We start from the raw sequence: 22222 nt of genomic DNA on the forward strand, positions 1-22222 counted from the left end.
GCACCCGAGGCCGAGGCCGGCACCCCCGACGCCGCCGCACAGGCGGCAGAGGAAGCAGCCGCCGCACAGGCGGCAGCCGAATCTGCGGCTGCACAGGAGGCCGCGGCAGCAGCAGCGGCTGCTGAGGAAGCGGCCGCCGCCGAGGCTGCCAGGATTGCGGCGGCGTCAATTCCCGTCGATGATCCTGCCGGAGCCAAGGCCTACGCCTCGTCCGTCCTGGGCGGACACGGCTGGGGCGCCGGGCAGATGACCTGCCTGGACACTCTGTGGGGCAAGGAATCCGAGTGGCTGACCAGCGCCACGAACGCCAGCAGCGGCGCCTATGGCATTCCGCAGGCACTGCCCGGAACCAAACTGGCCACGGCCGGCGGTGACTGGCAGACCAACTACCGCACCCAGATCAATTGGGGCCTGACGTACATCGAGTCCCGCTACGGCGACCCCTGCTCGGCCTTGAACTTCCACTACGCCAATAACTGGTACTAGCCCCCGAGAGGCCAGATGAAGGCCTCCCCAGCGCTGAAAGGAGCTCCTGCTGGCCATTCGGCGGGATTGGGGGAGGGCAGGCGGGGCGACGTACCCTAGTAGCGTGAGCTTGTCTGTATCCCGCCCCGCGCCCGCCGAGACCGTCGACGCACCCCTGGAGGCCCCTATACGCACCTATCAGGTGCGTACCTTTGGCTGCCAGATGAACGTGCATGACTCCGAGCGGATCTCCGGCCTGCTTGAAGGGGCCGGCTACGTGCCCGCTGAGGGCACGGAAGCCGACGTCGTTGTCTTCAACACCTGCGCCGTGCGGGAAAACGCTGATAACAAGCTCTACGGCAATCTGGGCCAGCTGGCCCACGTCAAGGAAAAACGGCCGGGCATGCAGATCGCCGTCGGCGGCTGCCTGGCGCAGAAGGACCGGGACACCATCCTGGCCAAGGCTCCATTCGTGGACGCCGTCTTCGGGACGCACAACATCGGTGCGCTCCCGGCCCTGCTGGAACGTGCCCGCCACAACGACGCCGCGCAGCTGGAAATCCTCGAGTCCCTCGAAGTCTTCCCCTCCACGCTGCCCACCAAGCGCGACTCGGTGTACTCCGGCTGGGTCTCCATCTCGGTCGGCTGCAACAACACCTGCACCTTCTGCATCGTCCCCTCCCTGCGGGGCAAGGAACGCGACCGGCGGCCGGGGGAGATCCTCGCCGAGGTCCAGGCGCTGGTCGACGACGGCGCAATCGAAGTCACGCTGCTGGGCCAGAACGTAAACTCCTACGGCGTGGAATTCGGCGACCGCGGCGCCTTCGCGAAGCTGCTGCGCGCCTGCGGATCGATCGAAGGACTGGAACGCGTCCGGTTCACCAGCCCGCACCCGGCAGCCTTCACCGACGACGTCATCGACGCGATGGCCGAAACCCCCAACGTGATGCCGCAGCTGCACATGCCGCTGCAGTCCGGATCGGACAAGGTGCTCAAGGACATGCGCCGTTCCTACCGGTCCAAGAAGTTCCTCGGCATCCTGGACCGGGTCCGGGAGCAGATGCCCCACGCCGCCATCTCCACTGACATCATCGTCGGTTTCCCCGGCGAGACCGAGGAGGATTTCCAGGCCACGCTCGACGTCGTGGAGCGGGCCCGCTTCGCTACTGCCTTCACCTTCCAGTACTCCAAGCGCCCCGGCACCCCGGCTGCCGACCTTCCGGACCAGCTGCCCAAGGCCGTTGTCCAGGAACGCTTCGAACGCCTCACCGCACTGCAGGACAGGATCGCCGCCGAGGAAAACGCCAAGCAGGTCGGCGCCACCGTTGAAGTCATGGTCACCGCCACGTCAGGACGCAAATCGGAGGAGACCGGCCGGCTGTCCGGCCGCTCCCGTGACCAGCGCCTGGTGCACTTCTCCGTCCCCGAGGGAGCGACGGTTCCCCGTCCCGGGGACCTGGTGACCGTGCCTGTCACCTCCGCCGCCGCCTTCCACCTGGTCTCGGACCCCGCGTCCGCCGCTGACTACTCGCTGCGCCGCTCGCGCGCCGGGGACGCCTGGGACCGGGCGCAGGCCGACTCCTGCGGGGTGCCCGCCCCCTCGACCGCTGGCGCCGGAACCGGCGTTTCGCTCGGCATGCCCGGCCTGCCCCCGCGCCGGTGAGCAGCAGCGAACTGCCCGTGATCGCCGTCGTCGGTCCCACCGGTTCCGGCAAGTCAGACCTCGGCGTCGCGCTGGCCCAACGGCTGGGCGGGGAGATCATTAACGCCGACTCCATGCAGTTCTACCGGGGCATGGACATCGGCACCGCCAAGCTCCCCGAAGCCGAGCGCGGAGGAATCCCGCACCACCTCCTCGACATCATGGACGTCACCGAAGAGGCGAGTGTCTCGGCCTTTCAGGGCCAGGCCCGCTCACTGATCACCGACATCCGGTCCCGCGGCCGTTATCCGATCCTTGTCGGCGGCTCCGGGCTCTACATCCGCGCGGCGCTGGACGTCCTGGAATTCCCCGGTACTGACCCCCAGCTGCGCCGGCGGCTGGAGACCGAGCTGGCTGAGAACGGCCTAGATGCCCTGCGCAGCCGCCTGCAGGAGGTAGATCCGGTCTCTGCCGGCCGGCTGGGCGACGCGCGTCGGGTAGTCCGTGCCCTCGAAGTACACGAGCTGACGGGCCGCCCGTTCAGCTCCTTTATGCCGGACCGCACCTATTTCCAGCCAGCAGTGCAGATTGGGCTGGCGGTGGAACGCAGCGTGCTGCATCAACGGCTGGCCCAGCGCGTGGACCAGATGGTCCAGGCCGGACTGGAAGAGGAAGTGCGGCGGCTGGACGCGGCAGGACTGCGCAGCGGCAAAACAGCCGGACGGGCTTTGGGCTACGCCCAGTTCCTCAAAGTGCTCGACGGCGAATGGACCAGCAGGCAGGCTGCGGAGGACACGGTGGTCGCCACCCGCCAGTTCGCCAGGCGCCAGCTGACCTGGTTCCGTGCCGACCCTCGGGTCACCTGGCTGGACTTCAAGGATCCGGAACTGGAGAACAAGGCCGCCGCCGCTATTCTGGAGGGGTGAGCATAACTTCCCCCGCAGCCCTGTCCGCCTCCGGCCTGCCATCCGGACTGGCCGGCCTCCCCTTTGCCAAGGGCCATGGAACCGGCAATGACTTTATCCTGGTGGCCGATCCCGACGGAGCGCAGGATTTCAGCGCAGCCGACGTCGCGGCCGTCTGCGACCGGCACAGCGGGATCGGGGCCGACGGCTTCATTCGCGCCGTCCGATCCGAGCACCTTCCCGAGGGCCAGGCGATCCTGCAGACCAACCCGGACGCACTGTGGTTCATGGATTACCGCAACGGCGACGGCAGCGTCTCAGAAATGTGCGGCAACGGCGTGCGCGTGTTCGTGCACTTCCTGCTCGAAGAGGGCCTGGTGGACCTGGCACAGGGCGAGGCCCTGCCGATCGGCACGCGTGCCGGGCTGAAGACCGTCACCCGCACGGACGAAGGCTACGCGGTGGACATGGGCCCGTGGGAGTTCATCTTCCCGGACCACGCCGCAGCCAAGGCCATGGACACTGTCGTTAACGCCGGCGGACTCGAAGTCCCGCGCCCGGGCCTGTCCGTCAGCATGGGCAACCCGCACACCGTCGTCGCGCTGGCCGAGCTGTCGGAACTGGCCGCAACCGACTTGGGCAAGGCACCCTCCGTGGAGCCGGCTCCGGAGAACGGCACCAATGTGGAGTTCGTGGTGCCGGCTGAGCCGTTGGTGCTCGACGGCGTCGGGCAGCTGACCATGCGCGTCCACGAACGTGGCGTCGGGGAAACCCGTTCCTGCGGCACCGGAGCCTGCGCCGCCGCTGTGGCAACACGGTTCTGGGCCGGTGCGGAAGCGCCGAACGCCTGGCGGGTCGCCGTTCCCGGGGGAGAACTGGGCATCCGGTTCCTGGCTGGCCCGGACGGCCGTGAACACGTCGAACTCAGCGGACCTGCCGTCCTCGTCGCCCGCGGAACCCTGCTCTAGGCGGGCTGCACCGGGACGTCCGCAGCGGTCTGCGTGAGGACCCGCCCTGCCAGGAGCATGATGACGAGAGCGGTTGCCGTCAGCACGGTGGCTACCCAGACGGGACTCAGCGTTCCCAGCTGGGCGGCGAGGACGGACGCTCCGAGGACAGGGCCGGCCGCGGCACCGATGTTCAGCGCGGCGGTCGCGTAGGAACCGCCCATGGTCGGAGCGCCGGAGGAAGCGTGGAGGACCCTTGCGATCAGGGTGCTGCCGACACCGAACGAGAGTAGCCCCTGGACCAGGACCAGCGTGAGAAGGAGCAGGGGATTCGATGCGAATAGGGCCAACCCAATCCAGCCCGCCAGCAACAGCGGGCCGCCGGCTGCGAGAACGAGGCCAGGCCGTTGATCTGACAGCCGCCCTGCGATCGTGACGCCGAGGAAGGACCCGACTCCGAACATCACCAGCACAAGGGAGATCCACCCTCCATCCAGGCCCGCGGTTTCGGTCACCACAGGCGCCAGGAAAGTAAACGCCGCGAAGGTGCCGCCGTTGATCAGTGCCCCCAGCGCCATCGGAAGGGCAAGCCGGGGCGAACGCAACTGGCTGAGCTCGTCGCGGAGCGTAGGGGTGAAGGAGCCAGACGCGGTCTGAACAGGTTTACCAACGACGCCATGCAGGACGCCGGCGGCCGCTGGAATGCAGAGGAGGACGACTGCCCAGAACGTTGTGCGCCATCCCATGGCGGTTCCGAGCAGGGCGCCTGCGGGTACGCCGGCAACAACCGCGATCGTCGTTCCGGAGAGAACTATCGACAGTGCCCGTCCCTTCCGGTTCTCCGGGACGAGGGTGGCCACGGTGCTCAGCGCCACGGCAAGGAAGCCTGCATTTGCGAGGGCGCTGAGCACACGGGTGGCAAGGAGGAGCGGGAACGCCGGGGCGACCGCTCCAACAGCGTGGCATGCAGCGAACACGATCAGACAGGCAAACAGCGTGAGCCGTGGTGGCCAGCGACGAGCAAACGCAGCCATCGCAGGCGCGCCGGCGACCATCCCGACAGCGAACGCGGAGGTCAGCAGGCCCGCTGTGCCGACGCTGACGTCGAGTTCTGCGGCGATTGCGGGGAGCAGACCCGCGAGCATGAATTCTGAGGTGCCCATGACAAAGACCGCCAGGGCAAGCATATATAGGGCGAAAGGCATCGAGTGCTCCGAGGTGAGAGGTGAAAGGTTGTTCTTCTCGTCACCACGGCCGGCGGCCCTGGACTGCTGCATGCCGTTCGTTTGGAAGGCGGACGGGGAGCTTAGCGGCTCAGGGGGCTGGCGGTGTGACCGGCAGCCCCTGCTCTGTCTGACTCAGGACTCGACATGCCTGAGATTCTACACAGGCTCGAAGAGATGGGTTTTGGCTACTGGCTAGGCAGCTGAATCCGGGTGGCGCTCCACGAGCAGGATCCGGAACGACTTCGCGGTGCTGTGGCGGCTGACCGCAAAGTCCGCGCCAAGGGTTTCATCCAGCCAGCGCTGCAGCGAGTCCGAACCCAGGTTCTTCTGCACCACCAGCCAGGCGCTCCCACCCGGGGCGAGGCGCGGCAGCCAGCGCAGCAGCAGGGCGTGCAGTTCGTCCTTGCCGACGCGGATGGGCGGGTTGGACCAGATGGTGCCAAAGCGCAGGTCCGGATCAACGTCGTCGGGCAGCAGGGCGTGTACGTTGGCAAGGCCAAGGGACGCCGCGTTATCCCGGGTGAGGCCGAGGGAGCGCTCGTTGACGTCCACGGCGTAGACCTGCGCGCCGGGGGACTTCAGCGCCATGGTCAGGGCGATCGGACCCCAGCCGCAGCCGATGTCCAGCAGATTCCCGGCGGGCGCCGGGTCGGGAATACCGGAGAGCAGTACCTGCGTTCCCTTATCAAGGCCATCGGGGCTGAAAATACCGCCGGACGTGGAAAGTGTCCGCTCCTGGCCCGCCAGGGTAACGCGAAGCGGCCTGCGGACTTCCGGCGAAGACGGCTGCGAACTGAAGTAGTGCTCTGAACCCATAACAAACCAGATTAGTGGCTCCCGGGCCGGGGAGCGCTATCCGCCGCCGCGTCACTGTTGCCGCGTCACCGGCACCGCCCGCACACGTATTGCACAACCCGCTGGAGCGCCGCCACAATAAGGGTCCTCTGGCCTAACATGGTTAATACCGCTTCTAAGGAGATTATGACCATCAACAATTCCCGTCCTGCTTCCGGCTCCTCGCCCACGGACCTCACAGCCGAGGAAATCCAGGGCGTGATCGATCGGATTCTGGCCAAGGAAGAGGCCGCCGAGGCCAAGCGCAGCGTTTCGCCGGACGCGCCGCCCGGAATTCGGGGGCAGGCGCAGGCGATTTCGATGCAGGAAGCGGAACACTCTGCCTTTGACGGGGATCAGCAGGACCTGCAGGACCGCCGGGCGCTCCGCCGTGTTGCCGGTCTTTCAACGGAACTTGAAGATGTCACCGAGGTCGAATACCGGCAGCTGAGGCTGGAACGGGTTGTCCTGGCCGGTCTGTGGACCGAAGGGACGGCGGCAGATGCGGAAAATTCACTCCGTGAACTGGCTGCCCTGGCGGAAACCGCCGGTTCCGAGGTTCTGGACGGAATCATCCAGCGCCGGATGAAGCCGGACCCCGGAACATTCCTCGGCTCCGGCAAGGCGCAGGAGCTCAAGGACATCGTGATGGCGACCGGTGCCGACACCGTGATCGTGGACAGCGAACTCTCACCGTCGCAGCGGCGCGGGCTTGAGGATATTGTCAAGGTCAAGGTCATTGACCGGACAGCCCTGATCCTGGACATTTTCGCCCAGCATGCCAAGTCCCGTGAGGGCAAGGCCCAGGTGGAGCTGGCACAGCTGGAATACCTGCTCCCGCGCCTGCGCGGCTGGGGCGAATCCATGTCCCGTCAGGCCGGTGGCCAGGTGGGCAGCGCCGGAGCGGGCATGGGATCCCGTGGTCCCGGTGAAACGAAGATCGAACTTGACCGCCGCAAGATCCGCACCCGCATGGCCAAGCTGCGCCGCGAGATCGCGGGCATGAAGCCGGCCCGGGAAACCAAACGGGCCAACCGTCACCGCAACCAGGTGCCTTCCGTGGCGATTGCCGGCTACACCAACGCCGGAAAGTCCTCGCTGCTGAACCGGCTGACCGACGCCGGCGTCCTGGTGGAAAATGCACTGTTCGCCACGCTGGATCCGACCATCCGCCGGGCGGAAACGCCGGACGGCATCGGCTACACGCTGGCGGACACCGTGGGGTTCGTCCGGTCCCTGCCGACCCAGCTGGTTGAAGCGTTCCGCTCGACCCTGGAAGAGGTGGCTGACGCCGACCTGATCCTGCACGTGGTGGATGCCTCGCATCCGGATCCGGAAGGCCAGATCGCCGCTGTGCGTACCGTCCTCTCCGATGTGGACGCCCGGCGGATCCCGGAAATCATCGTGCTGAACAAGGCCGATGCCGCTGATCCTTTCGTGATCGAACGGCTGCGTCAGCGCGAGCCAAGGACCGTTGTGGTCTCGGCACGTACCGGCGCCGGCATCAACGATCTGCTGCAGGCGATCTCCGAAGGAATTCCGCGTCCCGGCGTCGAAATGGATCTTCTGGTCCCGTACCAGCGCGGCGACGTCGTCTCCCGGCTGCACAGCCAGGACGCCGAGATCCTTGCCCTGGAGCATGAGGAAAGCGGCACCCGGATACGGGTGCTGGTCCGCGATTCGCTGGCGCCGGAGCTGGAGCCGTTCCTCAACCATGCCTAAGAAGAAGGACGCGGGCACGGAGGTCCTGGACCTCCTGGACACCGCAGTGTCGGCCATGGGCGGGCAGAACCGCCCGGGACAGCACGAGATGGCACGGCAGGTGGCCGAGTCCATCGACACCGGACGGCACCTGCTGGTGCAGGCCGGTACCGGTACCGGTAAATCGCTGGCCTACCTGGTGCCGCTGATCCACCACGCGCTTGAGAGCACCAAACCGGCGCTGGTCTCCACCGCGACGCTGGCCCTGCAGGCCCAGATCGTCGGCCGGGACCTGCCGCGGCTGCTCACTGCCCTGCAACCAAAGCTGCCCCGGGACGTGGACGTTGCCCTGCTGAAGGGCCGGAGCAACTACGTCTGCGTGCACAAAACCGGCGGCGGTTTCCCCGAGGACGACGATCCCGGCACCCTGTTCAGCCTCGGTGACGACCGCGGCGTCGCCCACCCTGCTCCGGAAGCAGGCGCGACGTCGGCGCTCGGCCGTGAAGTGATGCGCCTGCGCGAATGGGCCGAGGAATCGGAAACCGGGGACCGGGACGAGCTGCTGCCCGGTGTCACCGACCGTGCCTGGCGGCAGGTGTCCGTGACGTCCATGGAGTGCCTCGGCGCCCAGCGCTGCCCCGTTGCCGAACACTGCTTCAGCGAGCGTGCCCGTGCCAAGGCCGCCGTCGCGGACCTGGTCATCACCAACCACGCCATGCTGGCGATCAGCGCCTTCGAGGGCCTGGCCGTCCTGCCGGACTACGACGTGGTGGTCATCGACGAGGCCCATGAGCTGCAGGACCGGGTTACCGGTGCCGTCACCGGGCAGCTCTCCGGGACGGTCATCAGCGCCGCCGTCACTGCCGCCCGGAAGCATACCTCTGCCTCGGTGGAGGAACTGGCCGCAGCGGGCCGCGCCTTCGACGCCTCCGTGGAGGCAATTCCGGCTGGCCTGCTTCCCTCGGGCCTCAACGAAGAGCAGGAACTGGCGGTGGGACGGGTCCGGGAAGCCTGCCGGGTCGCACTCTCCGATTCCAAGCCGGAGGGCGGGGACGCCGGCGACGGCGGGCGGCAAATGGCGCGGTCGCGCCTGCTGGCCGTGCTGGAACTCTGCGAACGGCTGGTCAGCGCGCCCGACGCCGGTGAAGTCGTTTGGGCTTCACGGCCCAGCACCTTTGCTCCCGGCGAGGGCTACTCGCCTCCGGATGAATCGTCACCGGCGACGCTGAACGTCGCTCCGCTGTCGGTAGCCGGACGCCTTCGCGACGGACTGTTCGACGGCCACACCGTCGTGCTGACCTCGGCCACCCTGGCGATCGGGTCGGAGTTCGGCCCCGTGGCCGGCGGCCTCGGTCTGGTGGGCGCCGCCGCACCGGACTGGACCGGCACCGACGTCGGCAGTCCCTTCGACTACCCGCGGCAGGGTGTGCTCTACGTTGCCCGCGACCTGCCCAAACCGGAACGCGGAACCTCCCCGGCACAGCTCGAGGAACTCGAAGCGCTGCTCAAAGCCTCGGGCGGCGGGGCGCTGGGGCTCTTCTCCTCCCGCCGGGCGGCGGAAGAAGCCGCCGCGGCGATGCGGCTCAAGGTCGATTTCCCCATCCTGTGCCAGGGCGAGTCATCCATGTCCGCCCTGGTGAAGCAGTTTGCCGAAGAAGACGCCACCTGCCTGTTCGGCACCATGTCCCTGTGGCAGGGCGTGGACGTGCCGGGGGAGGCCTGCCGCCTGGTGATCATCGACCGCATCCCGTTCCCGCGGCCGGATGACCCGCTGATGACGGCACGGACCCGCGCGGTGGCAAAAGCCGGCGGCAACGGCTTTATGACGGTTTCCGCTACCCACGCCGCAGTTCGGCTCGCGCAGGGAGCAGGCCGGCTCATCCGCGCCGCAGGAGACCGGGGCATGGTGGCCGTACTGGACTCCAGGCTGGCCAATGCCCGCTACGGAGGGTTCCTGCGGGCCGCACTGCCCCCGTTCTGGTCCACGACCGACCGCACAGTGGCCCTGGGGATCCTGGAGCGGCTCAGTGCGTCCTCGAAGGCCTCGGCCGGCAAGGACTAACCGCCGGCGGCTGACTTAACGCAGAAACCCGCGCTTTTGGCGCGGGTTTCTGCGTGTGCAGCGGGAACGCTGCCGCCAGGCTCCGGTGTCGGGGCTAGAGGGAACGCATCACGGAGACGACTTTGCCCATGATCGTGGCGTGGTCGCCCATGATGGGCTCGTAGCGGGTGTTCTGGGGCAGCAGCCAGGTGTGGCCGTTGCGCTGCCGGAAGGTTTTGACGGTGGCCTCGTCATCGAGGAGAGCGGCCACAATGTCGCCGTTCTCCGCGGTTGGCTGGCGCCGGACCACTACCCAGTCGCCGTCGCAGATCGCGGCGTCAACCATGGAATCGCCGGATACCCGCAGCATAAACAGTTCACCGTGGCCCACCAGCTGCCGCGGAAGGGGGATCATTTCCTCAACGACCTGATCGGCCAGGATCGGGCCGCCGGCAGCGATCCGGCCCACCAGGGGGACCATGGCCGTGTCCACGGCTGTGGTGAGTTCCGTGACATTCGACTGTGCGCCGGCCTCGGTGTCCCGTGACTTGGGGTCGGGGCCGGTGCCTGGGCCGGTCCGTTCGGTGTGCATCAGCAGCGGCACCAGGATCTCCATGGCCCGCGGACGCTTCGGGTCCCTGCGGATGTAGCCCATCTTCTCCAGCTGGCTCAGCTGGTGGGTGACGCTGGACAGGCTCGCCAACCCCACCGTGTCACCGATCTCCCGCATGGAGGGCGGATATCCGTTGGCGCTGACCGACGTCTGGATGGTTTCGAGGATTTTCTTTTGCCGGGGCGTCAGTGACTTGGGGCGCGAGGGGTCGCCTTGAGTGGACGCAGCCGGACGGCCATCGGAGTTGGTCCTACGGGGCACTTCGGCTTCCCTTCAAGCATTCCGGCCGGAGCCGGGGCGGTTGGTGCTGGTCACTGGGTGTTGCCGGCTGGCCGGGAACGCTGCTCTGCGAGCAGCTTCCATGGCCCTCCTGCCGCTGGGTTGCAGCGGGCCCGGAACTGCGATGTCAGTGGCGGATGGTTCCCTGATTCCGAACGGTCTCGAAGCAATACATATTCACTGCTGATCGAAATGTCCCGGAAGGCTTCTCCATTGGTATCCACGCTAGGGGAGCGGCAAGTCATTTTCAAACATTTGTTCGAGTGAGTCTCGACATCGTTCGTAGATAGATGCTAGAAAAGAACAAGCAGGAATCGAATACATGTTCGATTCAAGATTGCCAACTGTTCGAATCCAGTTTCGAAGCCGTGAAGTGTGCGGCGAGTTAACGGGCCTGGTTCGAGCCGGAAAGGTTTTGCCATGACAGTTCAGCTTGCGGCACCCCGCACATCCCTGAGCTTTGCCCGCACTGCCCGTATTACCCGCTTTACCCGCACCGACAACGTCGGCCGCATTGCCAGCGCACGCCGTACCGACAGTGCCACCGGCGCAGGTGGCAGCTTCACCACCTCCACCGCAGCCGCGACGCCGGCGAAGACCAGCGGTCCGGCGGACGCCCGGCCCGTTCCCCAGCTCCGCCTGACCCGCCGGGGGCGTCTGCTGCTGATCGGCGCTCCGATCATGCTCGGCGGGGCAGCACTCCTGACCTTCATCGGATTTTTTACCGCCCCGGCCCTGGCCGCCGGAGGAAACGGCGAACTCACACGGACCCAACAAGTCAGCATCAGCTCGGGGGACAGTCTCTGGAGCCTGGCCACCGAATACGCCCCGGAACGGGATCCCCGGGAAGTGGTCGCGGACATCATGGAGCTGAACAATCTGGCGGACGCCGTGGTACCGGCCGGCGCCCAGCTATATATTCCGGTTTCCCGCTAGTTTGGTGGGCGCCGTCACCTTAGGCCGCGGATTCTGTTCCCCGGGACGCTGCGCCTTAAGCTGAAGGGGTGACTGATCAGCTGGAAAAACTAAACCGACTTCCCCTGCGCGACGATCTCCGGGGCCTGAGCCCGTACGGTGCGCCGCAGCTGGAAGTTCCCATCCTGCTGAACGTCAACGAGAACACCCACGGCCTGCCGCAGGAAGTGCAGGACGCGATCACCGCCTCCGTGCAGCAGGCAGTCTCGGGACTCAACCGCTACCCGGACCGCGAATTTACCGGACTGCGCGAACGGCTCGCCGCGTACCTCGGGCACGGACTCGGTATCGAGAACATTTGGGCTGGCAATGGCTCCAATGAAGTCCTGCAGCAGATCCTCCAGGCCTTCGGCGGCCCCGGCCGGACCGCCATGAGCTTCCCGCCGACCTACTCGATGTACCCGCTGCTTTCCAGCGGAACCGGCACCCGCTACCTCACAGGTGAACGCGCGGCGGATTTCAGTCTCTCCGCTGAATCTGCAGCCGACCAGGTCAGGGCAGCGGCACCGAACATCGTTATCCTCTGCACCCCGAACAATCCGACCGGGACGGCACTTGGGCTCGACGTCGTCGAGGCCGTGTATGAAGCTGGCGCCGCGTCCAACGCGATCGTGATTGTCGATGAGGCCTACGCGGAGTTCTCTCACGCCGGGACCCCGAGCGCCCTCGCGCTGCTGCCGGGCCGGGAGCGGCTCATCGTTTCCCGGACCATGAGCAAGGCCTTCGCGCTGGCCGGCGCGCGCCTCGGTTATCTCGCCGCCGCGCCCGAGATTGCAGACGCCCTGCGGCTCGTCCGCCTGCCTTACCATCTCTCAGCTGTTACCCAGGCCACCGCGAACGCTGCGCTTGACCACGCTGATGCGCTGCTGGCCAACGTTGAGGACATCAAGGTCCAGCGCGACCGCATCATGGCTGAACTCACCGGGATGGGCCTGCAGCCGGCTCCTTCGGATGCTAACTTCGTCTTCTTCGGCGGACTCGAGGACCCCGCCCGCATCTGGCAGGGACTGCTCGACGCTGGGGTCCTCATCCGCGACGTCGGCATCCCGGGGCACCTGCGGGTCACAGCGGGGACCGAAGCCGAGACCACGGCATTCCTCACCCGCCTCCGGGAACTGCTCGCAGCCTAGCTCCGGCCCGGCCTCCGCCCGGAGAACAGCGCATTCGAATCACTAGACTGGTACCAGAGACCACTTCTTCCAAAGGAACCAACATGACCGTGGAAACCGCCACCGGCCGTACTGCCCGCCTCGAGCGGACCACCAGCGAATCCTCCGTTCTTGTGGAACTGGACCTGGACGGCACGGGCCGCTCGGATATCAGCACATCGGTGCCGTTTTATGACCACATGCTCACCGCGCTGGCGAAGCACTCCCTGATCGACCTCACGGTCAAGGCCACTGGAGACACCCACATCGACGCGCACCACACGGTGGAAGACGTCGCGATCAGCATCGGCGAAGCGCTGAAGTCAGCCCTCGGCAACAAGGCCGGCATCCGCCGCTTCGGCGAAGCCACCGTGCCGCTGGACGAAGCGCTGGCCAACGCCGTCGTCGACATTTCCGGGCGCCCCTACCTGGTGCACTCGGGTGAACCCGCAGGCCAGGAATACCACCTGATCGGCGGACACTTCACCGGCTCGCTGACCCGCCACGTCTTCGAAGCGATCACCCTGCACGCCCAGATCTGCCTGCACATGACGGTGCTCGGCGGCCGGGACCCCCACCACATCGTGGAGGCGCAGTTCAAGGCCTTTGCGCGCGCACTGCGCGCCGCCGTCGAACCGGATCCCCGCGTTGAGGGCATCCCTTCGACTAAAGGGGCGCTGTGAGCAAGCCCCGCGTTACCGTCCTGGACTACGGATCAGGGAACATCCACTCAGCTGTCCGTGCACTTGAACGCGTGGGTGCCGAAGTTACGCTGAGCGCCAAGCCTGCGGACGTGCTCGACGCCGACGGGCTGCTGGTGCCCGGAGTCGGCGCCTTTGCCGCCGTGATGCAGGGTCTCAAGGATGCTGATGCCCTGCGCATGATTGGACGCCGGGTTGCCGGCGGGCGGCCCGTCCTGGGCATCTGCGTGGGCCTGCAGGTCCTGTTCGACGAAGGCGTAGAGCACGGGGTCCGGACCAAGGGAATGGGCGAGTGGCCCGGTGTCGTGGAGCGGCTCGCAGCAGACGTTGTTCCGCACATGGGCTGGAACACCGTCCAGTCACCCGAGGGCTCCCAGCTCTTCAAGGGCATCGAGGACGAGCGGTTCTACTTCGTGCACAGCTACGGCGTGCAGAAGTGGGACTTCGACGTCACCCAGCCGGCCATGACCCCGCCGCAGGTGACCTGGGCAGACCACGGCGGACCCTTCGTCGCCGCGGTGGAGAACGGTCCGCTCAGCGCCACCCAGTTCCACCCCGAAAAGTCCGGTGACGCAGGTGCCGCGCTGCTCGAAAACTGGCTCAAGGGACTGAGGTAGACCATGTGGAGCGTAGTACTCATGGGAGTGGCCGGGCTGCTCATCGGCGGCGCCATCTCCTTCCGCAGGCAGGGCCTGCCCCGGTTCATCAGCATCAGTTTCTGGGTTCTGGCAGGGATGTCCCTGCTTGGCGCCTACCTACTCACCTACGGCCTCTGAGCCGGATCCATCACTGAAAGCAGATCATGTCCCTCACCGAGACCCCCATCCTTGAACTCCTGCCCGCCGTGGACGTGGCCGACGGCCAGGCCGTCCGCCTGGTCCAGGGCGAAGCCGGCAGCGAAACCAGCTACGGCGACCCGCTGGATGCCGCCCTGGCCTGGCAGAATGACGGCGCCGAATGGGTTCACCTGGTGGACCTGGACGCAGCCTTCGGCCGCGGCAGCAACCTTCCGCTGCTCAAACGCGTGGTCAAGGCGATGGATATCAAGGTGGAGCTGTCCGGCGGTATCCGTGACGACGCATCCCTCGAAAAGGCCCTGGAACTCGGTGCCCGGCGCGTGAACCTTGGAACCGCGGCGCTGGAGAACCCGGAATGGACGGCCAGCGCGATCGCCCGCTACGGCGACGCGATCGCCGTCGGCCTCGACGTCCGCGGCACCACGCTGGCCGCGCGCGGCTGGACCAAGGAAGGCGGAGACCTCTGGGAGGTTCTCGCCCGTCTTGAAGAGGCCGGCTGCCCCCGGTACGTCGTCACCGACGTCACCAAGGATGGCACCCTGCGCGGACCGAACGTTGAGCTGCTCCGCGAAGTGCTGGCCCGCACCGACCGCCCGGTCGTCGCCTCCGGCGGCATCTCCAGCCTCGAGGACCTGGCCGCGCTGCGCGAACTGGTCCCGCTGGGGCTGGAAGGCACAATCGTGGGCAAGGCGCTTTATGCCGGAGCCTTCACGCTGCCCCAGGCATTCGACGTCGCAGGCCACCCGGAACGCTAGCACCATGGCCAAGCGCGAACTGCCCGGCCATATCGCAGCCGCCTTGGCTGGATCCGGGGGAGCCACCGACTCCGCCGGCCAGCCCTGGGCGGGGCGAAGCCTGGAGGGCGAGGGCAATCCGCTGCACCAGTTCGACAAGGACGATGGACAGCCGGACGCCGGCTATACCGCGGCCTTGGCGGCATTGGTCGCCGGGACGGGATCCGAAACCGCGGTGGTGGCCTCACTGGCCACCGCCCGTGTCTACGTCGCGATCATCGCAACGCTGGGCGAAGAAGCCGAGACAGAGCACGGACTGGCTGCCGACAAGGAAGCGGACCTCGCGCTGGTGACCCTCACCGCCCCGGACGGACGCAAAGCCCTTCCGGTGTTTTCCTCGGTGGATTCACTGGCGCGCTGGCACCCGCAGGCACGCCCGGTAGCGGTCTATGCTCCCCGCGCCGCCCTCTCGGCGGTATCGGAGGAAGCGCAGCTGCTGGTTATCGATCCCGGCGCCGAGCTGACCTTCGTGGTCCGCCGCCCGGCCATGTGGGCCCTGGCCCAGCAGCGGGATTGGGTGCCGTCCTATGCGGACGATTCCCTGGCCGGCATCGTGTCGGCCGCTGCCGCCCAGCAGCCGTCTGTCCGGCAGGTCCTGCTCTCGGCTGCCAGCGGCGTGGCATCACGGACGGCAGACGGTACGCTGGTTTCCGGCGGTGGTCCCGGTCCGGAACTGCGGATAACGCTCCAGCTGGCTCCGGGACTCGACGCCGACGGTGTGCAGTCCATCGCGGCAGCCCTGCAACGCAGCCTGGCTGCCCAACCCGAATTCGTTGAGCGCGTAGATTCACTGGAACTGAAAATCACGCGCTGAGAGGCCTGCGGGCCAGAAGAGAAGTGCAGTGAATTTTCGTCTCTACCGGGACCTGCTTGCGATCGTTCCCGTTCGCCGCGTGCTCCTCGTTGGAATGCTCGCCCGCTTTCCGCACGCAGCAGCCGGGGTGCTGCTGACCCTGCACGTGGTGCTGACCCTGGACAAGGGATATGCGGCCGCCGGTGTGGTGGCGGCGCTGGTAACCATCGGCATTGCCGTTGGCGCACCGTGGCGCGGCCGCCGCGTTGACAACGTGGGCCTGCGCAAGGCACTGATCCCGTCCGTCATTTCCGAGGCCGTGATCTGGTCCATCGCCCCGCACGTGAGCTACGAGTGGCTGCTGGTGCTGGCGCTGATCGGCGGGCTGTTCACCCTGCCCGTGTTCAGTGTGGTGCGCCAGTCACTCGGCGTCCTGGCCACGGGGGAGAAGCGGCGAACGGCCTTCACCCTGGATTCCATGGCGACCGAAGTGGTGTTCATGGGTGGTCCGGCCGTCGGGGCCGTCCTGGCGACCTCTATTTCAAGCGTGGTCGGCCTGACGCTCGTTGGCATTTCGACGGCGGTAGCGGGGCTGTTCCTGATGTGGTTCAACCCGCCCACCCGGTCTGTCTCCGACGGTGCCGTCCCTGAGCACGACATGGAGGCGGCAGCCGCAGCCGTCGTCACCGGTGCGCCGGCTCACCTGAGCGAGCCGGCAGCTGACCTGACCCAGGCCGGGGTGGAGGCCGCCGACGCCGCCGATCCCGCGAACACGGGCGGGCTCCTGCACCGGGCTACAGCCGGATTCTCTTGGCTGACCGTCAGCGTAGCCGTGGTATTTGTGGTCGCTGCCGGGGCCGGACTCCTGCTGGCCAGTACCGACGTCGGCATCGTCGCGCTGGTGGAATCCGCCGGGGACCCCAGCCAGCTGGGCATTGTTTTTGCTGTCTGGTGTGCTGCCTCGCTGGTGGGAGGCCTGCTCTACGGGGCCATGAACCGGCGTATTTCGCCGATGCTGCTGCTGCTTGCCATGGCCGTGCTGACCCTGCCGATGACCCTGGCAACCGACACCCTTAGCCTGGCGCTGCTCTCCATTCCGGGCGGCCTGCTCTGTGCCCCGGTGCTCTCCGCAGCATCGGAACGGGTGGCCGATCTGGTGCCGGAAGAACGCCGCGGGGAGGCCATGGGCTGGTACGGTTCCGCACTCACCACCGGAACGGCGATCGGCGCACCGCTGGCCGGTGCGGCCATTGACACGATCGGTCCGTCCTCAGGTTTTGCCTTTGCGGGAGCCGCCACCGCCCTGATGGTGCTTCTTACGCTGGGTACCCGCGCCGTCGTTATCCGTCGGCGCACAGCCGTCTAGGCTGCGGCCAGCTGCCCCCGCCCGGCGGCTGCGCAGGCAGCAAAAAGCCCGAAGAGTGAAAACTCTTCGGGCTTTTCTGCAGGCGAAACGGGACTAATTGACCGGGCCGGTGAACTTCTCGCCCGGGCCCTGGCCCGGTGCATCGAGAACCATGGAAGCTTCACGGAACGCGAGCTGCAGGGACCGCAGGCCGTCACGCAACGGGCCGGCGTGCTGGCTGCCGATTTCGGGTGCAGCAGCGGTGACGAACCCGGCAAGCGCAGTGATGAGCTTGCGGGCTTCATCCAGGTCCTTCAGCTCCTCGGCGTCTGCTCCTTCAGCCAGGCCGCACTTGACGGCTGCCGCGCTCATCAGGTGGACGGCGGCCGTGGTGATGACCTCAACGGCGGGAACTTCGGCGATGTCGCGCACCTGCGGTGAAACCGAGGGCGCTTCAGTGTGGGAATGGCCTTCTTCCGAAGTGCCGGGGAAGGAGTGGCGGGCAGAATCGCCCGCCGGATTGCTTTGTGGGGTACTCATACTGGTAAGCTTGTCACAGACCGACCGGTTGACGTTATTCACGGCAGCTCGCAGCTTCAAGGAATCCAGCGATGGAATCATTGAAGTGAGCTGCTTTTTGTAAGTGATCAGCCGGTATGCAAGCGGAGACTCTCCCACCCGCGTCAGCCTGATTAAACCAGCTTAGTGCCGGATCAGAGTTGCCGGGTCCAGGTCGGCCCCTCCCGGGGCGCCATCTTTGGATGACGCTGAACGGGGGAGCGCTGTTGTTAGGCGCCGGCTGACCCCTCGAGGCCTTCGATTGCGCTTGCAATTGGAGGCCTTCTTCTTTTGCAGGCGGTAGCCGTTTTTAGTCAAACAGGAGCTGCAACATTAGCGAGCCAAGAATCAATGATCGGATCCGTGTCCCTGAGGTGCGGTTGGTCGGACCGGCTGGGGAACAGGTAGGTGTGGTCCGGATTGAGGATGCCCTGCGTCTGGCAGCGGAGTCCGACCTGGATCTTGTTGAGGTAGCACCGCAGGCGAAGCCGCCGGTGTGCAAACTAATGGACTTCGGCAAGTACAAGTACGAAGCCGCAGTCAAGGCCCGTGAGGCACGCAAGAACCAGACCAACACGGTCCTGAAGGAAATTCGTTTCCGGCTGAAGATCGACAAGCACGACTACGAGACCAAGCGCGGGCACGCCCTTCGCTTCCTCGGTGCGGGTGACAAAGTCAAGGCCATGATCCAGTTCCGCGGACGTGAGCAGCAGCGGCCCGAAATGGGCATCCGCCTGCTGCAGAAGTTCGCAGAGGATGTCGCCGAGGTGGGAGTTGTTGAATCCAGCCCCCGCATCGACGGCCGGAACATGGTTATGGTCATCGGCCCGATCAAGAACAAGGCCGAAGCTAAGGCCGAAGCCCGCCGCGAGTCGCAGCGCGCCGAGTCCAAGGCCGCCAACGAAGCCGCCAAGCACGGGGATGCGCCGGCACGGGTTGATACCACTGCTGACAAAGCCCCGATGACGCAGAGCCTGGCAGATCTCCTGCCGGACGGCCTGCGCCTTGGTTCCTCCGCTGCAGAGGCCGACAAGGCCCGTGCAGAGAAGGAAAAGGCCGAGAAGGAGCAGGCAGCCCAGGCGGCCAAGGCTGCAGCGGACAAGGCAGCAGCCGACGCCCGCCGCGCTGAGGAAGCCGCAAAGGCAGCCGCCAAGCCGGCGGAGGCTGCGAAGCCTGCAACGGCTCCTGCAGAGGCCAAGCCCGCTGCAGCGCCGAAGCCGACCGCAATGCCGAAGCCGACCGCCGTCAAGCCGGCCGCGCCGAAGCCTGCTGCCCGCCCCAAGCCGGCAGCTGCACCGAAGCCTGCTGGCAAGGCACCCGCTCCGGGTGCCGGCCAGAAAAAGCCTGGAACTGCGGAGTAGGCCAAGCGCACACCGCTTAGAACGCCCAGGCGTCCCTAGGAAAACCCTGACACCTGTTTCAGGTGCCCATATCCCCGCGGGCTCGTACCGCGGAAACCAAAAGGAGATCGGTAGTCATGCCGAAGATGAAGACCCACAGTGGCGCCAAGAAGCGCTTCAAGCTGACCGGTACCGGCAAGCTCAAGCGCCAGCAGGCTAACCGCCGCCACTACCTGGAGCACAAGTCCTCCCGCCTGACCCGCCGTCTCGCCGGTGACAAGATCGTCTCCCCGGGCGAGGCCAAGGTCATCAAGAAGATGCTCGGCAAGTAGCCGATCCTTCCACCGGGCGGTCCGCCAAAGGACTGTTCCACCAACCATCTAGTTTTCCCGTGGCCTCCTGCAGGCCATCGCACCGAGAAGAAGTGCGCGGGACATATTTCTAAGGAGTACGCACGTGGCACGTGTGAAGCGGGCGATTAACGCCCATAAGAAGCGTCGGGTAATCCTCGAGCGCGCCAAGGGCTACCGCGGACAGCGTTCGCGCCTGGTCCGCAAGGCCAAAGAGCAGCTGCTGCACTCGTATGTGTACAGCTACGGTGACCGCCGCAAGCGCAAGGGCGATTTCCGCCGCCTGTGGATCCAGCGCATCAACGCTGCTTCCCGCGCCAACGGCCTGACCTACAACCGCCTGATCCAGGGCCTGAAGGCTGCCGAGATCGAGGTTGACCGCCGCATGCTCGCCGAGCTGGCCGTGAACGACGCCAACGCATTCGCCACTCTGGTCAAGGTCGCCAAGGACGCTCTGCCGTCCGACACCTCCGCACCGGCTGTTGCTGCTGCCGCTCCGGCCGCCAAGAAGGCTCCGGCCAAGGCTGCCAAGGCTGCTCCCGCCGCTAAGGCTGCTCCGGCTGCCAAGGCCACCGTTGTCGACGGTTTCAAGGCCTCCGAAGGCGAAGCTCCCGAGGGCTTTGTCATCAAGGGTGCAGCCACCGGCAAGTACCACGTTCCGGGTTCGACCTGGTACGAGCAGACCGAAGCTGAGTACTGGTTCAACTCCGTGGAAGCAGCCAAGGCTGCTGGCCTGGAGCCTGCTGGCGGCGAAGCCCGCCAGAAGTTCCAGGGCTAAGTTCGGTATCTGCTGAACATGTTTGACGCCGGACGCCCCCCAGCGCCGCTGATGTCCAATCCCCGAGCTGATCGGGTGAAGGAGACAGCGAAGCTGGCGGGGCGTCCGGCGCGTTTAAAGACCGGACGGTTCCTGGCTGAAGGACCGCAGGCGGTGCGCGAGGCGCTTGCCGCGCACCACTCGGCAACCGGCGCAGGCCGTCCCGGCGTCGTGCTGGAAGTTTTTGCGACGCCCGCCTGCCTGGAACGGCTGCCGGAACTGGCGGAACTCGCCCACGGACTGCCGTTGCGGCTTGCCACCGACGAGGTGCTGGCGGCCATGGCGGATACCGTTACACCGCAGGGGATCGTAGCTGTGTGCCGGATCCTGTCCCCGACGCTTCAGGACATCCTTGCCCTGCGGCCCAAGCTCCTGGCTGTGATGTGCGAAGTCCGCGATCCGGGAAACGCGGGAACCATCCTGCGGGCCGCCGATTCTGCCGGCGCCGACGCAGTGGTCCTGACGGCCGCCAGCGTCGACATCCACAATCCCAAGGCGGTCCGCTCAACGGCCGGATCCCTCTTTCACCTTCCTGTTGTCTCCGGCGTGGAGTTCGAGGAGCTGGCCGCGGCCCTGCACGACGCCGGCATCACCATCCTCGCCGCCGACGGCTACGGCGACCAGAACTTGGATGAACTCCAAGATGCCTCGGCCCTGCGGCGGCTGTCCCCTGACAGTGTCACCGGCGCCGGCGAAACAGCTGGCCGGAATTCCGCCCCCAGGCTGGAGGATCCCTCCGCCTGGCTCTTCGGCAATGAAGCCCAGGGCCTGTCCGCAGCCCAACTCGATGCTTCGGACCACCGTGTAGCCGTCCCCGTGTACGGGGAGGCTGAAAGCCTTAACGTTGGTACAGCGGCCACCGTGTGCCTTTACGCCTCCGCGCGCGCCCAGAACCGCTAAAGTAAGCAGGGTCCGGTCGGAACCCTGCTACTAGGCATATCGGGGAGGCTCCATGGCAGCCAGCGGCGGTACCAAGGCGGTAGTAGCAGCGCTGATCGCGAACCTGATCATTGCGGTGCTTAAATTCGTTGCTTATTTCCTCACCCTTTCGTCGTCAATGCTGGCGGAGGCGATCCACTCGGTTGCGGACTCGGGTAACCAGATTCTGCTGCTGGTGGGTGGGAAGCGGGCCAAGCGCCAAGCCAGCCCGGAGCACCCGTTCGGGTATGGCCGGGAACGTTACATCTACGCGTTTATCGTTTCGATCGTGCTCTTCAGCGTCGGCGGCCTTTTCGCACTGTACGAGGCGTACCACAAGTGGCAGGACCCGCACCCGATCGAGGGCATGTGGTGGTGGGTTCCCCAAGCCGTGCTGCTGGGGGCGATCGTCGCGGAGTCATTTTCCTTGCGCACCGCCATCCGGGAATCCAACCTCGTGCGCGGCTCCCAGGGCTGGGTCCAGTTTGTCCGTACCGCCAAAGCGCCGGAACTGCCCGTCATCCTGCTGGAAGACCTGGGCGCCCTGCTCGGCCTCTTCTTCGCCCTCTTCGGCGTCAGCATGACGCTGGTTACCGGAGACAGCATCTGGGATGCCCTCGGCACAGCGATGATCGGTGTGCTGCTGGTGGCCATCGCCGTCGTCCTGGCGCTGGAAACCAAATCATTGCTGCTGGGTGAAGCAGCGACGGCCCCCATGGTCCGGAAGATCGAAGCGGCTATCGCAGAGGACGGCACCCGGATCATCCACCTCAAGACGCTGCACCTTGGGCCCGACGAACTGCTCGTTGCCGCCAAGATTTCCGTTACCGAAAGGGAGACCGGCGAACAGATCGCCGCTGCCATTGATGCCACCGAAGCCCGGATCCGCCGTGCCGCGGAACCTACCGTGTCGGTGATTTACCTGGAACCGGATGTGTACCGTCCGGCTGGTTCGGGGCCGGAGTCGGAGTCGGGGGCGGGGCAGGGGCCGGAGCCCCCGCCGCAGCCTGGTCCGGGTTCGCCCGACGGCGGT

At 66.5% G+C, this 22222-nt stretch carries 22 protein-coding genes and 1 pseudogene; 19 read left to right on the top strand and 4 right to left on the bottom strand.

Annotated elements, in window-relative coordinates:
* The 4 genes and pseudogenes from RTN46_RS11515 to dapF form a co-directional block, all read left to right on the top strand.
* Positions 1–486, top strand: a pseudogene (locus RTN46_RS11515) (hypothetical protein); the annotation flags it as partial.
* Positions 487–595: 109 nt separating this feature from the next.
* Entirely contained in the window at positions 596–2128 is a 1533-nt protein-coding gene (gene miaB / locus RTN46_RS11520) for a tRNA (N6-isopentenyl adenosine(37)-C2)-methylthiotransferase MiaB (protein WP_312181528.1), read from the top strand.
* On the top strand, positions 2125–3033 hold the full coding sequence (gene miaA / locus RTN46_RS11525) for a tRNA (adenosine(37)-N6)-dimethylallyltransferase MiaA (protein WP_312181506.1): 909 nt from the start codon (positions 2125–2127) through the stop codon (positions 3031–3033). The genes miaB and miaA overlap by 4 nt, the downstream gene beginning before the upstream one ends.
* The gene (gene dapF, locus RTN46_RS11530; protein ID WP_312181507.1) at positions 3030–3980 is read left to right on the top strand and encodes a diaminopimelate epimerase; all 951 of its coding nucleotides are present in this window, start codon (positions 3030–3032) and stop codon (positions 3978–3980) included. Before miaA ends, dapF begins: the two co-directional genes overlap by 4 nt.
* On the opposite strand, the gene RTN46_RS11535 is transcribed toward dapF, so the two are convergent.
* A complete protein-coding gene (locus tag RTN46_RS11535; protein WP_312181529.1) occupies positions 3977–5164 on the bottom strand; it encodes a Cmx/CmrA family chloramphenicol efflux MFS transporter in 1188 nt (395 codons plus the stop codon). The genes dapF and RTN46_RS11535 overlap by 4 nt on opposite strands.
* Before the next feature lie 213 nt (positions 5165–5377).
* Positions 5378–6001, bottom strand: coding sequence for a methyltransferase (locus RTN46_RS11540; RefSeq protein ID WP_312181508.1), 624 nt, complete (start codon positions 5999–6001; stop codon positions 5378–5380).
* 165 nt (positions 6002–6166) lie between these two features.
* Here RTN46_RS11540 and hflX point away from each other — a divergent pair, with 165 nt between their 5' ends.
* Together hflX and RTN46_RS11550 are read left to right on the top strand one after the other, a co-directional pair.
* Positions 6167–7741, top strand: a complete 1575-nt coding sequence (hflX, locus tag RTN46_RS11545) for a GTPase HflX (RefSeq protein WP_312181509.1) — start codon at positions 6167–6169, stop codon at positions 7739–7741.
* The gene (locus RTN46_RS11550) at positions 7734–9782 is read left to right on the top strand and encodes an ATP-dependent DNA helicase (RefSeq protein ID WP_312181510.1); all 2049 of its coding nucleotides are present in this window, start codon (positions 7734–7736) and stop codon (positions 9780–9782) included. Before hflX ends, RTN46_RS11550 begins: the two co-directional genes overlap by 8 nt.
* A gap of 94 nt (positions 9783–9876) precedes the next feature.
* Here the strand turns inward: RTN46_RS11550 and lexA are convergent, their stop codons facing one another.
* Complete coding sequence (gene lexA / locus RTN46_RS11555; protein WP_312181531.1) at positions 9877–10563, bottom strand: transcriptional repressor LexA; 687 nt, start codon at positions 10561–10563, stop codon at positions 9877–9879.
* Between the two features lie 510 nt (positions 10564–11073).
* Between lexA and RTN46_RS11560 the strand changes: the two genes are divergently transcribed.
* From RTN46_RS11560 to RTN46_RS11595, 8 genes are all read left to right on the top strand, one after another.
* The gene (locus tag RTN46_RS11560; RefSeq protein ID WP_312181512.1) at positions 11074–11589 is read left to right on the top strand and encodes a LysM peptidoglycan-binding domain-containing protein; all 516 of its coding nucleotides are present in this window, start codon (positions 11074–11076) and stop codon (positions 11587–11589) included.
* A 68-nt stretch (positions 11590–11657) separates the two neighbouring features.
* The gene (locus tag RTN46_RS11565) at positions 11658–12758 is read left to right on the top strand and encodes a histidinol-phosphate transaminase (protein WP_312181513.1); all 1101 of its coding nucleotides are present in this window, start codon (positions 11658–11660) and stop codon (positions 12756–12758) included.
* Positions 12759–12841: 83 nt separating this feature from the next.
* A complete protein-coding gene (gene hisB, locus RTN46_RS11570; RefSeq protein WP_312181514.1) occupies positions 12842–13459 on the top strand; it encodes an imidazoleglycerol-phosphate dehydratase HisB in 618 nt (205 codons plus the stop codon).
* Positions 13456–14094: an imidazole glycerol phosphate synthase subunit HisH gene (gene hisH, locus RTN46_RS11575; RefSeq protein ID WP_312181515.1), complete on the top strand. Its 639-nt coding sequence runs from the start codon at positions 13456–13458 to the stop codon at positions 14092–14094. The genes hisB and hisH overlap by 4 nt, the downstream gene beginning before the upstream one ends.
* A gap of 3 nt (positions 14095–14097) precedes the next feature.
* Positions 14098–14253 (top strand): hypothetical protein, encoded by a 156-nt coding sequence (locus RTN46_RS11580; protein ID WP_312181517.1) that lies wholly within the window; start codon positions 14098–14100, stop codon positions 14251–14253.
* A 26-nt stretch (positions 14254–14279) separates the two neighbouring features.
* Positions 14280–15029, top strand: a complete 750-nt coding sequence (gene priA, locus RTN46_RS11585) for a bifunctional 1-(5-phosphoribosyl)-5-((5-phosphoribosylamino)methylideneamino)imidazole-4-carboxamide isomerase/phosphoribosylanthranilate isomerase PriA (protein WP_312181518.1) — start codon at positions 14280–14282, stop codon at positions 15027–15029.
* Positions 15030–15033: 4 nt separating this feature from the next.
* On the top strand, positions 15034–15882 hold the full coding sequence (locus RTN46_RS11590; protein ID WP_312181519.1) for an SseB family protein: 849 nt from the start codon (positions 15034–15036) through the stop codon (positions 15880–15882).
* A gap of 28 nt (positions 15883–15910) precedes the next feature.
* Positions 15911–17227, top strand: a complete 1317-nt coding sequence (locus RTN46_RS11595) for an MFS transporter (protein WP_312181520.1) — start codon at positions 15911–15913, stop codon at positions 17225–17227.
* Between the two features lie 93 nt (positions 17228–17320).
* On the opposite strand, the gene RTN46_RS11600 is transcribed toward RTN46_RS11595, so the two are convergent.
* Entirely contained in the window at positions 17321–17746 is a 426-nt protein-coding gene (locus RTN46_RS11600) for a DUF1844 domain-containing protein (protein WP_312181521.1), read from the bottom strand.
* A gap of 392 nt (positions 17747–18138) precedes the next feature.
* Between RTN46_RS11600 and infC the strand changes: the two genes are divergently transcribed.
* The 5 genes from infC to RTN46_RS11625 all read left to right on the top strand — a co-directional run.
* Positions 18139–19125 (top strand): translation initiation factor IF-3, encoded by a 987-nt coding sequence (gene infC / locus RTN46_RS11605; protein WP_396157673.1) that lies wholly within the window; start codon positions 18139–18141, stop codon positions 19123–19125.
* Positions 19126–19241: 116 nt separating this feature from the next.
* Positions 19242–19436 (top strand): 50S ribosomal protein L35, encoded by a 195-nt coding sequence (gene rpmI / locus RTN46_RS11610; protein ID WP_312181523.1) that lies wholly within the window; start codon positions 19242–19244, stop codon positions 19434–19436.
* 124 nt (positions 19437–19560) lie between these two features.
* Complete coding sequence (rplT, locus tag RTN46_RS11615) at positions 19561–20232, top strand: 50S ribosomal protein L20 (RefSeq protein WP_312181524.1); 672 nt, start codon at positions 19561–19563, stop codon at positions 20230–20232.
* 18 nt (positions 20233–20250) lie between these two features.
* Positions 20251–21171 (top strand): RNA methyltransferase, encoded by a 921-nt coding sequence (locus RTN46_RS11620; RefSeq protein ID WP_312181526.1) that lies wholly within the window; start codon positions 20251–20253, stop codon positions 21169–21171.
* A gap of 52 nt (positions 21172–21223) precedes the next feature.
* The coding region (locus RTN46_RS11625; protein WP_312181527.1) for a cation diffusion facilitator family transporter at positions 21224–22222 on the top strand (999 nt) is incomplete at its 3' end.

Source organism: Arthrobacter sp. (genome assembly GCF_031988865.1).
Classification (GTDB): Bacteria; Actinomycetota; Actinomycetes; order Actinomycetales; family Micrococcaceae; genus Arthrobacter_B.

Bases quoted from the DNA above. Each gene is read 5' to 3' on its own strand.
- RTN46_RS11535 (WP_312181529.1), bottom strand. From the start codon at position 5,164: ATGCCTTTCGCCCTATATATGCTTGCCCTGGCGGTCTTTGTCATGGGC.
- RTN46_RS11540 (WP_312181508.1), bottom strand. From the start codon at position 6,001: ATGGGTTCAGAGCACTACTTCAGTTCGCAGCCGTCTTCGCCGGAAGTC.
- hflX (WP_312181509.1), top strand. From the start codon at position 6,167: ATGACCATCAACAATTCCCGTCCTGCTTCCGGCTCCTCGCCCACGGAC.
- RTN46_RS11550 (WP_312181510.1), top strand. From the start codon at position 7,734: ATGCCTAAGAAGAAGGACGCGGGCACGGAGGTCCTGGACCTCCTGGAC.
- RTN46_RS11560 (WP_312181512.1), top strand. From the start codon at position 11,074: ATGACAGTTCAGCTTGCGGCACCCCGCACATCCCTGAGCTTTGCCCGC.
- hisB (WP_312181514.1), top strand. From the start codon at position 12,842: ATGACCGTGGAAACCGCCACCGGCCGTACTGCCCGCCTCGAGCGGACC.
- RTN46_RS11580 (WP_312181517.1), top strand. From the start codon at position 14,098: ATGTGGAGCGTAGTACTCATGGGAGTGGCCGGGCTGCTCATCGGCGGC.
- priA (WP_312181518.1), top strand. From the start codon at position 14,280: ATGTCCCTCACCGAGACCCCCATCCTTGAACTCCTGCCCGCCGTGGAC.
- RTN46_RS11590 (WP_312181519.1), top strand. From the start codon at position 15,034: ATGGCCAAGCGCGAACTGCCCGGCCATATCGCAGCCGCCTTGGCTGGA.
- RTN46_RS11600 (WP_312181521.1), bottom strand. From the start codon at position 17,746: ATGAGTACCCCACAAAGCAATCCGGCGGGCGATTCTGCCCGCCACTCC.
- rpmI (WP_312181523.1), top strand. From the start codon at position 19,242: ATGCCGAAGATGAAGACCCACAGTGGCGCCAAGAAGCGCTTCAAGCTG.
- RTN46_RS11620 (WP_312181526.1), top strand. From the start codon at position 20,251: ATGTTTGACGCCGGACGCCCCCCAGCGCCGCTGATGTCCAATCCCCGA.